Annotated in this window: 14 protein-coding genes; 1 reads left to right on the top strand and 13 read right to left on the bottom strand. The window is 70.1% G+C overall.

Features of this window, described 5'->3' with window-relative positions:
- Positions 1–17: 17 nt before the first annotated feature.
- Positions 18–416 (bottom strand): hypothetical protein, encoded by a 399-nt coding sequence (locus EDD29_RS08325; RefSeq protein WP_148085902.1) that lies wholly within the window; start codon positions 414–416, stop codon positions 18–20.
- 583 nt (positions 417–999) lie between these two features.
- On the opposite strand from EDD29_RS08325, the gene EDD29_RS08320 reads away from it, so the two are divergent.
- Entirely contained in the window at positions 1,000–1,179 is a 180-nt protein-coding gene (locus EDD29_RS08320; RefSeq protein ID WP_123663829.1) for a hypothetical protein, read from the top strand.
- Between the two features lie 64 nt (positions 1,180–1,243).
- Here the strand turns inward: EDD29_RS08320 and EDD29_RS08315 are convergent, their stop codons facing one another.
- From EDD29_RS08315 to arcC, 12 genes are all read right to left on the bottom strand, one after another.
- Positions 1,244–1,645: a metal-sulfur cluster assembly factor gene (locus EDD29_RS08315; RefSeq protein WP_123663828.1), complete on the bottom strand. Its 402-nt coding sequence runs from the start codon at positions 1,643–1,645 to the stop codon at positions 1,244–1,246.
- Entirely contained in the window at positions 1,642–2,097 is a 456-nt protein-coding gene (sufU, locus tag EDD29_RS08310; protein WP_123663827.1) for a Fe-S cluster assembly sulfur transfer protein SufU, read from the bottom strand. The genes EDD29_RS08315 and sufU overlap by 4 nt, the downstream gene beginning before the upstream one ends.
- 2 nt (positions 2,098–2,099) lie before the next feature.
- Positions 2,100–3,362, bottom strand: a complete 1,263-nt coding sequence (locus EDD29_RS08305) for a cysteine desulfurase (RefSeq protein ID WP_123663826.1) — start codon at positions 3,360–3,362, stop codon at positions 2,100–2,102.
- Positions 3,363–3,365: 3 nt separating this feature from the next.
- Positions 3,366–4,112, bottom strand: a complete 747-nt coding sequence (gene sufC / locus EDD29_RS08300) for a Fe-S cluster assembly ATPase SufC (protein WP_123663825.1) — start codon at positions 4,110–4,112, stop codon at positions 3,366–3,368.
- A 1-nt stretch (position 4,113) separates the two neighbouring features.
- Positions 4,114–4,449, bottom strand: a complete 336-nt coding sequence (locus EDD29_RS08295) for a non-heme iron oxygenase ferredoxin subunit (protein ID WP_211359601.1) — start codon at positions 4,447–4,449, stop codon at positions 4,114–4,116.
- The gene (gene sufD / locus EDD29_RS08290; protein ID WP_123663824.1) at positions 4,446–5,570 is read right to left on the bottom strand and encodes a Fe-S cluster assembly protein SufD; all 1,125 of its coding nucleotides are present in this window, start codon (positions 5,568–5,570) and stop codon (positions 4,446–4,448) included. The genes EDD29_RS08295 and sufD overlap by 4 nt, the downstream gene beginning before the upstream one ends.
- The gene (gene sufB / locus EDD29_RS08285) at positions 5,570–6,982 is read right to left on the bottom strand and encodes a Fe-S cluster assembly protein SufB (protein ID WP_123663823.1); all 1,413 of its coding nucleotides are present in this window, start codon (positions 6,980–6,982) and stop codon (positions 5,570–5,572) included. Before sufB ends, sufD begins: the two co-directional genes overlap by 1 nt.
- Positions 6,979–7,716: a helix-turn-helix transcriptional regulator gene (locus tag EDD29_RS08280; RefSeq protein WP_123663822.1), complete on the bottom strand. Its 738-nt coding sequence runs from the start codon at positions 7,714–7,716 to the stop codon at positions 6,979–6,981. The genes sufB and EDD29_RS08280 overlap by 4 nt, the downstream gene beginning before the upstream one ends.
- A gap of 414 nt (positions 7,717–8,130) precedes the next feature.
- A complete protein-coding gene (locus EDD29_RS08275) occupies positions 8,131–8,709 on the bottom strand; it encodes a serine/threonine-protein kinase (protein WP_123663821.1) in 579 nt (192 codons plus the stop codon).
- 148 nt (positions 8,710–8,857) lie between these two features.
- Positions 8,858–9,766: a universal stress protein gene (locus EDD29_RS08270; RefSeq protein WP_123663820.1), complete on the bottom strand. Its 909-nt coding sequence runs from the start codon at positions 9,764–9,766 to the stop codon at positions 8,858–8,860.
- Positions 9,766–11,196: an amino acid permease gene (locus EDD29_RS08265; protein ID WP_246052601.1), complete on the bottom strand. Its 1,431-nt coding sequence runs from the start codon at positions 11,194–11,196 to the stop codon at positions 9,766–9,768. Before EDD29_RS08265 ends, EDD29_RS08270 begins: the two co-directional genes overlap by 1 nt.
- Before the next feature lie 85 nt (positions 11,197–11,281).
- Positions 11,282–12,217 carry a carbamate kinase gene (arcC, locus tag EDD29_RS08260; RefSeq protein WP_123670347.1) on the bottom strand — a complete coding sequence of 312 codons (936 nt, stop codon included), beginning with the start codon at positions 12,215–12,217 and terminating at the stop codon, positions 11,282–11,284.
- Positions 12,218–12,219: the final 2 nt, after the last annotated feature.

Below are 12,219 nucleotides of genomic sequence, written 5' to 3'. Positions count from 1 at the left end.
GGCCCGCATCGGCGCGGTCAGGGGCAGGTGATGGTGCCCTTGACGTGAACGATCTCATCCGCCTCGTCGCTCTGGACCAGATCGGCGTCCACGGTGGCGGTGCCCGCGGCGGCGTCGATGAAGACGCCCTTGGCTCCGGTGTAGTAGTGCTCGCTGACCCGGTGGTCGATGAAGACGGCGCCGCGCTCGCCGTACTCGTCGTAGATGGCGAGGGAGTAGTTCCCGTAGAGGATCTCCGCGGTGAACCGGTGCCCTCCCGGATTCTCGGCCGGGCACAGGTGCCGCGCCTCCCCTTCGGAGAGCTCGATGACCCCGCTCACCACGATGTCACTCGGCACCAGCGGAGGCACCTCCTTCTCCCCTGCCCAGGGCGTGCACCCGCCCACCCCGACCAGCACCCCGGCGGCCAACCCCACCGAACCAGCCCACCTCAAGATCCCCATGCCCCCTGAGACGCCCGCCCCGCCCAAAACGTTCGCCCCCTCCAAGCCCCGCCCCTCAACCCCACCGGCACTCCCGGCACCTGCGGCCCCGCGCTCGGGGCGGGGCGGCCGCGCCTGTCCGGAAGAGGCGAAAGCCCGGCCGCGGGGGCCGGGCTTTCGGGGGCGGGCGTTGCTGGTATCTCACGGCGAGATCGGCTCTCATCGTGAGATGGAAACCGAGCGCTACGGCCCTATGCGCCCACCGCCCGAGATGTGGGCACCGGCTCGCGACGCCCTGCGAGCGTGATGCTCGGGCTCGCCCCTGCCCACGCCGCGTCGCGCGGCGGCCTCGCGGGGCAAGCCGAGATCGCGCAGGTGTACGGCAGGCAGGCCGATGCCGCCGGTGAACTGCGGCGGCACGCCGCGACCGCCGACCAGGCGTGCGTGCTCGCGGTGCGCGGGCTGGGCCTGATCGCGCTGAACGACTCACTCCTTCGCGGCACCCTCGCCGACCGGACCCGGCCCGTCCGGGTGAGGGTGCCGCTGCTCGCGCCCCGGGGTCCGGAGGCGGCCGAGCGTGCCGCCGAGGTCGGCGAATCCGCGGATTCTGTCGTTCGATGGCTCGCTGTGCCTCGGCGCCTTCGGTCCCCGCACCGAAGGGCACCGGTCCGGCATCTACCGGCCCGCCGCCGCGGCGGACGGCGTCCTGCACCAGGGCTTCCGCCGCTACCGGTTCAGCGCGCGGGGGCGGGCGTAGGCGGGCTCCTACGAGAACAGCCCGGCCCCCTCTGGGGGACCGGGCTCTTCTCTGGAAACGGGTGTCAGACGTTGAAGCCCAGGGCGCGGAGCTGTTCGCGGCCGTCTTCGGTGATCTTGTCGGGGCCCCACGGCGGCAGCCAGACCCAGTTGATCTTCAACTCGTCGACGAGGTCGGCCGTGGCGGACTGGGCCTGGTCCTCGATGACGTCGGTGAGGGGGCAGGCCGCGCTCGTCAGGGTCATGTCGACGGTGAGGAGCTTCTTGTCCTCGGTGGTGTCGACGTTGATGCCGTAGATGAGGCCGAGGTCGACGACGTTGATGCCCAGTTCGGGGTCGACGACGTCGCGCAGGGCCTCGAGGATCTGCTCTTCCTCGTCCGATCCACCGGTGAGGGCGTCGAGGACTGCCTCCTCCCCCGCGGGCAGAGCCTCAGAGGACGGAGCCTCGGAGTTCACTTCGGTCATGATGCCTTCTCCAGGGTCTGGGCTGTCGCGTCCTTCCAGGCCATCCAGCCGAGCAGGGCGCACTTGACGCGGGCGGGGTACTTGGAGACGCCGGCGAACGCGACCGCGTCCTCCAGCACCTCCTCGTCCGGCTCGATCTCGCCCCGCGACTGCATGAGGGCGAGGAACTCGTCGCCGAGCCGCATCGCGTCCTTCACCGTCCGGCCGATGATCATGTCGCTCATCACCGAGGCACTGGCCTGGCTGATCGAGCACCCCTGGTTCTCGTAGGAGACGTCCTTGATCACGGCGTCGTCGCCGGAGCCCTCCAACGCGACCCGCAGGGTGATCTCGTCACCGCAGGTCGGGTTGATGTGGTGGACCTCGGCGCCGTACGGCTCCCGCAGCCCGCGGTGCTGCGGGTTGCGGTAGTGGTCCAGGATGATCTCCTGGTACATCGATTCAAGCTGCACTGTCAGACCGTCCCGAAGAACTTCTGCGCTCGCCGGACGCCCTCGGCCAGGGCGTCGACCTCGCTCAGGGTGTTGTACACGTAGAACGACGCGCGCGTGGTCGCGGGTATTCCGAACCTGCGGCACAGCGGCCAGGCGCAGTGGTGGCCGACCCGGACGGCGATGCCGTCGTCGTCGAGGACCTGGCCGACGTCGTGCGGGTGGATGTCGTCCACCACGAAGGAGACGGTCGCGCCGCGGGCGGCGGTGTCGGTCGGGCCGATGATCCGGACGCCCGGGATCGAGCCGACGCTCTCCAGCGCGTAGGCGGCGAGCTCGTGCTCGTGCGCGGCGACCCGGTCCATGCCGAGATCGTTCAGGTAGTCGCAGGCCGCGGCGAGCCCGACGGCCTGGGCCGTCACCGGCACGCCCGCCTCGAACCGCTGCGGCGGGGCCGCGTAGGTGGACTGCTCCAGCTGGACGACTTCGATCATCGAACCGCCCGTGATGAACGGCGGCATCGACTCCAGCAGCTCCCGGCGCCCCCACAGCACGCCGATGCCGAGCGGGCCCAGCATCTTGTGGCCGGAGAAGACCAGGAAGTCCGCGCCGAGCTCGGCCACGTCGACCGGCAGGTGCGGCACCGACTGGGCGCCGTCCACCAGGACGAGCGCGCCGACGGCGTGCGCCCGAGCCGCGATCACCGAGACCGGGTTGACCGTGCCGAGCACGTTCGACTGCTGGGTCAGCGCGACCAGCTTGGTGCGCGGATTGACCAGTTCCTCCAGGTTGGAGGTGTCGAGCCTGCCGTCGTCGGTCAGCCCGAACCAGCGCAGGGTGGCCCCGGTGCGGCGGCACAGCTCCTGCCACGGGACGAGGTTGGCGTGGTGCTCCATCTCGGTCACCACGATCTCGTCGCCCGGGCCGACCGCGAACCGGGCGGCCTCGGGGCCGAACGTCGCGGCGTTGCTCAGCGAGTAGGCGACCAGGTTGATCGCCTCGGTCGCGTTCTTGGTGAACACGATCTCGCCCGCGGGGGCCCCGACGAACCGTCCGATGGTGGCACGGGCCGCCTCGAACGCGTCGGTGGCCTCCTCGGCCAGCAGGTGCGCGCCGCGATGGACCGCGGCGTTGTGCTTCTCGTAGAAGTCGCGCTCGGCGTCCAGGACACGGCGCGGCTTCTGCGAGGTCGCGCCGGAGTCCAGGTACACGAGCGGGTTCCCGTTCCGGACCGTACGGCCCAGGATCGGGAAGTCCTTCCGGATCTCCTCAGCCAGCAGCGACATGGGTCAGACGCCCGCCTTCACGTACTTCTCGTAACCCTCGGACTCGAGGATCTCGGCGAGCTCGGGCCCGCCCTCTTCGACGACCTTGCCGTGCGCGAAGACATGGACGAAGTCCGGCTTCACGTACCGCAGGATCCGGGTGTAGTGGGTGATCAGCAGCACGCCGGTCTCGCCCGCGGCGCTGAACCGGTTGACGCCCTCGGAGACGACCTTGAGCGCGTCGACGTCGAGGCCGGAGTCGGTCTCGTCGAGCACCGCGATCTTCGGCTTGAGCAGCTCGAGCTGGAGGATCTCGTGGCGCTTCTTCTCGCCGCCGGAGAAGCCCTCGTTCACGTTGCGCTGCGCGAAGGCCGGGTCCATCTGGAGCTGGGCCATGGCCTCCTTGAGGTCCTTGGAGAAGACCCGGAGCTTGGGCGCCTCGCCCTTGACCGCGGTGACGGCGGTGCGCAGGAAGTTCGCGACCGACACGCCCGGAACCTCGACCGGGTACTGCATCGCCAGGAACAGCCCGGCGCGCGCCCGCTCGTCGACGCTCATGTCCAGGACGGACTCGCCGTCCAGGGTGACGGTGCCAGAGGTGACGGTGTACTTGGGGTGCCCCGCGATGGCGTACGCCAGGGTGGACTTGCCCGATCCGTTCGGGCCCATGATGGCGTGGGTCTCCCCAGCCTTCACCGTCAGGTTGACGCCCTTCAGGATCTCCTTGTCGGCGACCGTCACATGCAGGTCGCGGATCTCCAGCGTGGCCATGTCAGGACTCCCCATATTCGGACGGCTCGGCGACGTTGACGAGCACCTTGCCGTCCTCGATCTTCACTCGGTAGGTGGGCACCGCCCTCGTCGCGGGCGGGTTGGTGGGCTTGCCGGTGCGCAGGTCGAAGCAGGACCCGTGCAGCCAGCACTCCAGTGTTCCGTTGTAGACCTCGCCCTCGGAGAGCGAGACCTCGGCGTGCGAGCAGGTGTCGTTGATCGCGAACACCTCGCCGCCGGTCTTGACGACCACGACGGGCACGTCGTCGATCTCGACGACGACCGGCGTGTCCTCGGCGATCTCGGCGACGGCGCCGATGTCGACGTATCCGCTCACAGGGCGAGCTCCGCGTCGATCTTGGCCTCCACCCGCTCGCGCAGCTCGTCGATCTCGATCCGCTGGACGATCTGGTTGAGGTAGCCGCGCACGACCATCCGCTTGGCCTCGTCGGCGGGGATGCCGCGGGCCTGGAGGTAGAACAGGTGCTCCTCGTCCAGGCGGCCGGACGCCGAGGCGTGGCCCGCGCCGGCGACCTCGCCGGTGAGGATCTCCAGGTTCGGCACCGAGTCGACCCGCGTGCCGTCGGTGAGGACGAGGTTGCGGTTCAGCTCGTAGGTGTCGGTGCCCTCGGCCTCGGCCCGGATGACCACGTCGCCGATCCACACGGCGTGCGCGTCCTCGCCCTGGAGGGCGCCGCGGTAGTCGACCCGCGAACGGCAGTTGCGCACGCTGTGGTCGGCCAGGAGGCGGTGCTCCAGGTGCTGGCCGGCGTCCACGAAGTAGACGCCGTTCAGCTCGGCGTCGCCGCCGGGGCCACGGTAGGAGACCGACGGGCGGACCCGCACGAGGTCGCCGCCGAGGGTGATGTTGAAGCCGGTGAACTTCGCGTCCTTGGCGAGGCTGGCGTGCTGGTGCGAGACGTGCACGGCGTCGTCGGCCCATTCCTGGACCGAGACGACGGTCAGCTGCGCCTGCTCGCCGACGACGAACTCGACGTTGTCGGCGTAGGTGGCCGAACCGGAGTGGTCGAGCACGATGGTCGCCTTGCCGAACGGCTCCACGATCACCGTGGTGTGGCCGTAGGCCGCGTGGCCCGCGTCCTCGCCGCGCAGCCGCACGATCGTCGGCGCGGAGGCGACGGCCTCGCGCGGCACGGTGATCACGGTGGCGGTGGTGAACGCGCTGTAGGCCTGCGCGGAGATCCGGTCGGTCGGGACGTAGCCCGAGCCGACGCGCGGGTCCTCGCGGTCGACGGTCTCGACCGTCACCTCGGGGGCCGCGTCGACCTCCAGCACGATCTTGCCGTCGGCCTTGGCCGAGCCGTCGTGCAGGCCGCGCAGGCGGCGCAGCGGGGTGAACCGCCACTCCTCCTCGCGGCCCGTGGGGACGGCGAAGTCCGCGACGTCGTAGGACGCCCGCTCCGACAGGGTCGAGACAGGCTTGACTTCCACGCCCATCAGCCGACGGCTCCTTCCATCTGAAGTTCGATGAGCCGGTTGAGCTCAAGCGCGTATTCCATGGGCAGCTCCCGCGCGATCGGCTCCACGAATCCGCGGACGATCATCGCCATGGCCTCGTCCTCGGTCATGCCGCGGCTCATGAGGTAGAAGAGCTGGTCCTCCGACACCTTGGAGACGGTGGCCTCGTGGCCCATCTCCACGTCGTCCTCGCGGACGTCGACGTAGGGGTAGGTGTCGGAACGTGAGATCTGGTCGACCAGCAGCGCGTCGCACTTGACGGTGGACTTGCTGTGCTCGGCGCCCTCCTGGACCTGGACCAGGCCGCGGTAGGAGGTGCGGCCGCCGCCACGGGCGACGGACTTGGAGATGATCGACGAGGACGTGTGCGGGGCGCAGTGCACCATCTTGGCGCCCGCGTCCTGGTGCTGGCCGGCGCCGGCGAAGGCGATCGACAGGGTCTCGCCCTTGGCGTGCGGGCCCATCAGGTAGATCGCCGGGTACTTCATGGTGACCTTGGAGCCGATGTTGCCGTCGACCCACTCCATGGTCGCGCCCTCGTAGGCCACGGCCCGCTTGGTGACCAGGTTGTACACGTTGTTCGACCAGTTCTGGATCGTCGTGTAGCGGCAGCGGCCGCCCTTCTTCACGATGATCTCCACGACGGCCGAGTGCAGCGAGTCCGACTTGTAGATCGGCGCGGTACAACCCTCGACGTAGTGGACGTAGGCGTCCTCGTCGACGATGATCAGGGTCCGCTCGAACTGGCCCATGTTCTCGGTGTTGATCCGGAAGTAGGCCTGGAGCGGGATCTCCACGTGCACGCCCTTCGGCACGTAGATGAACGAGCCGCCGGACCACACCGCGGTGTTCAGCGCGGCGAACTTGTTGTCGCCGACCGGGATCACGGAGCCGAAGTACTCCTGGAACAGCTCGGGGTGCTCGCGCAGGCCCGTGTCGGTGTCCAGGAAGATGACGCCCTTCTCCTCAAGGTCCTCACGGATCTTGTGGTAGACGACCTCGGACTCGTACTGCGCCGCCACACCCGCGATCAGCCGCTGCTTCTCCGCTTCGGGGATGCCCAGCCTGTCGTAGGTGTTCTTGATGTCCTCGGGGAGCTCTTCCCAGGACTCGGCCTGCTTCTCCGTGGAGCGCACGAAGTACTTGATGTTGTCGAAGTCGATCTCCGACAGATCCGATCCCCAGTTGGGCATCGGCTTGCGGTCGAACAGCCGCAGCCCCTTCAGGCGAAGGTCGAGCATCCACTCGGGCTCGCTCTTCTTCCCTGAGATGTCGCGGACGACCGCTTCCGACAGTCCGCGCTTGGCCGTGGCACCCGCCGCGTCCGAGTCGGACCAGCCGTACTTGTAGTTGCCGAGACCCTCTAGTTCGGGGTTGGCTGCCGTAGTCATAGGGAGATCCCTCCGGACTCCTCGTTACCTGCTTTTACCGGTGACACGTGGGTGGTGCAGACGCCGTCGCCATGGGCGATCGTCGCCAGCCGCTGCACCGGGGTGTCGAGCATGCGCGCGAACGCCTCGGTCTCGGCCTCGCACAGCTGGGGGAACCGCGCGGCCACGTGTGCGACCGGGCAGTGGTGCTGGCACACCTGGAATCCGCCCAGGACATGGGGCGCCTGGCTCGACGAGGCCGCGTAGCCCTCGGCCGAGAGGGCCTCCACCAGCGCGCGCACCCGTTGATCCGGGGGCAGCGCGCGCAGTCGGGGGCCGATGCGCCCCTCCAGGCCCGCGAGCTGGCGGCGCGCGAACTCCGAGACGGCCTGCGGTCCTGCCGCCTCCGCGAGGAAGCGCAGCGCGTTGGCCGCGAGATCGTCATAGGCGTGGACGAAGGTGTTGCGGCCCCTGTCGGTGATGGCGAACAGCTTCGCCGGACGGCCCCTGCCGCGGGTCGCGGCGGGACGGGCGCGCTTGACCTCGACCTCGATCATGCCTTCGGCCAGCAGCGCGTCCAGATGCCTGCGGACGGCCGCGGGCGTGAGCCCCAGCCGCTCCCCCAGGGCGGACGCCGCCACCGGCCCGTTCTCCAGGATGAGCCGGGCCACCCGCGCACGGGTGTCCCGCTCGGCCCGTGGCACGCCTGACGCGGCCGGCGCACCGGCCCCGACCTGCGACGCGTTCTCGGGCATGTTTTTCACAACGCCAGTGTGCCGTAATTCCTTCCATGCAGCCAAACGAAAGAAGGTAATCCCACTCACACAGGCAAGCCTTACCTAACTTTTGCCCGGTGTTGTCCAGTAGAATCCCCGGCCGCCGCCCGCAGACCCTACTCCACCCCCACCGGACCACCCGCTTGGAGCCCCGGCCCGCAGTCAGCCGGCGGGGATCGGGGCGAAGGAGGAGGCCGGTGCGCGCGTCCAGCAGGCACAGGCGGGCGTAGTCCCTGGTGTTGCCGTCCCGGCGGCGCTCCACGGGCACCCGGGTGCCGCCAGGGGACGCGTCTCCGGCGACGAAGACGGCCTTGGCCGTCGCGGCGGTCACCACCACGAACCCGGGACTCAGAATCGCCGGAACGGGTCCCTCGATCTTCTCCGGCACCGCCGTCAGGAGGATCCGCGACCCGTCCGGAGACCATCGGGCGCGAGGAACGCGGGCGTGCCGACCAGACCGGACGACAGCGACGAGCTCACGTCCAGGATCCGGGCGATGCCGACGTCGATGACGCGCGGCCCGTCGGCCCCGAGCACGATGGTGCCCGGCTTGAAGTCCCGGTGGACGATCCCGGCCCGGTGGATGGCCGTGAGCGCGGTCGCGGTCCCGATGGCGAGCCTGCCGAGGCCGTCCGCGGAGAGCGGGCCGTCCTCTTCCACGAGCTCGCGCAACGTCGGGCCCTCGACGTACTCGCTGACGATGTAGGGCCGGCCGCCTTCGACGTCGGCGGTCAGGACCGGGGCCGTGCAGAACGGGTGGACACGGCCGGCGGCGCGCAGCTCCCGCCGGAGGATCTTCCGCTCTTGGCCTTCGGCGAGGACGTGGGGGTGCAGGCACTTCACCGCGACCGGTCCGGAGGAGGAGTCCGCCAGGTAGACGACGCCCTGGCCTCCGCTTCCGAGCCGGCCCCTCAGGCGGAAACCGCCGATCTCGCCGGGGTCGTCGGGACGCAGCGGTCGGACCCTGGCCATCCGTCCCCCGGGAATCTCACGAAGGCTGGTGCCCGCATCGTACTTGGGTGTACTCCCGTCGCGGTGGATAGCACGACATTGATCGGCTGCGCCGTTTCGTCGCGGTGCGGTAAGCCTCGGCGCGACGCGGTGGCGCGATCGCCCGGTCTCATTTGATGGTTCTGGGGAGGACCATGGCCGGGCAGGGGATGGTGCGGAGGATCTTCATGGACATGTCGCCCATGAAGACCCGGCGGAGGGGGCCTGAGGTGCTGGAGGCACAGACGAGGAGGTCGCCTTCGGTCCAGCCTGCGGCGTGGACGGCGTGGGCGGCGTCGCGGCCTTCGGCGACCTGGGTGATGACGTCGCGTTTAGTGAGGGTGCTGCCTGCGGCGGCCTCCTTGGCGGCGGCGGCCAGGTCGGTCTCCAGCGCGTCGACGAGACGGCGGAGCTGCTGTTCGGCCAGGACGGCCGAGCCCTTGCCGCGCACCGGCGAGTCGACGGCGAAGGTGAGCAGCCGCAGCGGGATCTTGCGCCGCGCGGCGATCGCGGCGGCCGCGGCGACGGCCGGGGTCGATTCGGGGACCCGCAGGTAGGCGCAGGTGACGCGGTCGAAGGTCCGGACGCCCCGGTCGGCGAACCCCTTCGGCGCGATCATCACCGGCACGGACGAACCGTGCAGGAGCTGGTCGGCGGTGCTGCCGAGGGAGATGCCCGTGCGCGGCCCGCCCGGCGCGGAGCCGATGACGACGACCCGGGCCTTCACCTTCCCGGCGAGGGCGGCGAGGCCCCGTCCGCTGCCGCGCCGGGTGAAGACGCGCTGCTCGGCGGGTTCGACCCCGCACTCCTCGGCGCGCCGGGCGCCGTGCGCGAGGACCTCCCGGGCCTGGTCGTCGAGGAACCGCTCCCATTCGGCGTCGACGTTCCCGGGTCCGGGCACGTCCGGCCACGCGTCGATCCGGATGTGCCCGAGCACGAGTTCGGTGCCGGGTTCGCTCGCCGCGCAGGCGGCGAGGGCGACGGCGTCGGCGCCCCGCCGGTCGTCGACGTAGCCGACGAGGACTCTTTCAGCGGGCATCAGCGCATCTCCCTCTGGGCGCGGAGCAGGCGCGAGTGCCTGCGGCTGTAGCCGAAGTAGAAGACGAGCCCTGCGAGGGTCCACAGGGCGAAGACGAGCCAGGTGACGGGGCGGAGCCCCTGCATGACGTACAGGCAGAAGAAGACGCCGAGGAGCGGGGTGAGCGGGTAGAGCGGTGTCTTGAAGCTGCGCGGCAGGTGCGGCTTGGTCCGCCGGAGCACGATGACGCCGAGGTTGACCAGCGCGAACGCGAAGAGCGTGCCGATGCTCGTCGCGTCGGTGAGATGGTCGAGCGGGACGAGCGCGGCGAGGAGCGAGACGAACCCGCCGACGACGAGGGTGTTGGCGACCGGGACCGAGGTCCGCCGGTTGATCTTCTGGAACAGCGGCGGCACGAGCCCGTCGCGGGACATCGCGAACAGGATGCGGGTCTGCCCGTACAGCACGGTCAGGACGACGCTGGTGATGGCGATGACGGCGCCCGCCGACAGCAGCAGCGCGGGCCAGGTGGCGCCGGTGACGTCGGTGAGGATCGCGGACAGGGACGCCTCGGTGTCGCTGTCGAGCTCGGTCCAGGGCAGCGCGCCGACGGCGACGAGCGCGACGAGCACGTAGACGATCGTGACGATCGCGAGCGACAGGATGATGGCCAGCGGCAGGTCCCGTTTGGGGTTCTTGGCCTCCTCGCCCGCGGTGGAGGCGGCGTCGAAGCCGATGTAGGAGAAGAACACCTGGGACGCCGCGGCGCTGACCCCGGCGAACCCGAGCGGCATGAACGGGCTGAGGTTGCCGGAGTTGAAGCCGGTGAACCCGACGACGATGAAGAAGATGAGCAGGCCGAGCTTGAAGAACACCATCGCGGTGTTGACCTTGGCGCTCTCGGAGGCGCCCCGCATGAGCAGGAACGTCATCGCGGCGACGATGAGGACCGCGGTGATGTTGATGACGCCGCCCTTGTCGGGCGCCTGCGACCACGCGTCGGGGATCTTGACGCCGAAGGCCTTGTCGAGGAAGTCGTTGAGGTACTGCGCCCACCCGACGGCGACGGCCGACACCGACACGCCGTATTCGAGGATCAGGCACCAGCCGCAGACCCAGGCGACGAGCTCGCCCATGGTGGCGTACGTGTAGGAGTACGACGATCCGGACACCGGGATGGTCCCGGCGAGTTCCGCGTAGGACAGCGCGGAGAACAGCGCGGTGATCGCCGAGAGCAGGAACGCCAGGACTACCGCGGGCCCGGCCAGCGGGGTCGCCTCGCCCATGACGACGAAGATCCCGGTGCCGAGGGTGGCGCCGACGCTGAAGAACGTCAGCTGGATGAGCGTCATCGAGCGCTTGAGCTCGCCGCCCTCGCCGCCGCCGCCCTCGCGCACGATCTCGTCGACGGGTTTGGTGCGCCACAGGCTGCGCCAGAAGGACGTCTCCACGCGGTCTCCCAGGGAAGAGAGGGAAGGGATGTGGCCGATGGGAGCGCGCGCAGAGCACGTCGCGCCCCCACCGGCGGCTCCGGCGTCAAAGCGTGCTGGCGAGCGGCCAGGTGGCGTTGGGCGTGATGATCGTGCCCCGGGCGCCGGCCAGGATCTCCATGCACTGGTCGAGGCTGCCGATCGCGGCCATGTCGCCGGTGCGCTCGACGAACCCGCACGCGGCCTCGACCTTGGGCCCCATCGAGCCCGCGGGGAACTCCTCGGCCCGCAGCTCGTGCGGGGTGGTGTGCCGGATCGCCTCCTGGCCGGGCGTGCCGTAGTGCCGCAGCACCTCGGGCACGTCGGTGAGGATGAGGAAGGCGTCGGCTTCCAGCGCCTCGGCGAGCAGGGAGCCGGTGAGGTCCTTGTCGATGACCGCCTCGACTCCCTCGAGCTGGCCCTTCTCGTTGCGGACGACGGGCACGCCGCCGCCTCCGGCGCAGATGACGATGACGCCCTGGCGCACGAGCCCTCGGATGAGCCTGGTCTCCACGACGCGCTGCGGCACCGGTGACGGGACGACCCGCCGGTAGTGCTCGCCGTCGGGTTTGACGGTCCACCCGTTGGCCTGCGCCAGTTTCTCCGCCTCGTCCCTGGTGTAGACCTCGCCGACGAACTTCGTCGGGTTCTGGAACGCCGGATCGGTGACCGACACGAGCGTCTGGTTGACCATCGAGACGATCTGCCGGCCGGGCAGCGCGTTCTGGAGCGCCTGGAGCATCCAGTAGCCGATCATGCCCTCGGTCATCGCGCCGAGCGTGTCGAACGGGTACGGCCTGGTGAGGTTGGGGTCGCTGGCGCTCTCCAGCGCCAGGACGCCGACCTGGGGGCCGTTGCCGTGGGTGATGATCAGCTCGTGCTCGGCGGCCAGCGGCGAGAGCGACCGGACGGCCGTCATCACGTTGTCCCGCTGGATGTCGGCGTCGGGTTTCTGGCCCCGCTTCAGCAGGGCGTTGCCTCCGAGGGCGACGACGACGCGCATCG

The sequence above is a fragment of the Actinocorallia herbida genome, assembly GCF_003751225.1.
GTDB classification, from domain to species: domain Bacteria; phylum Actinomycetota; class Actinomycetes; order Streptosporangiales; family Streptosporangiaceae; genus Actinocorallia; species Actinocorallia herbida.
The sequence above is the reverse complement of the archived record's forward strand: the minus strand, read 5'-3'. Positions and strand labels throughout refer to the sequence as shown.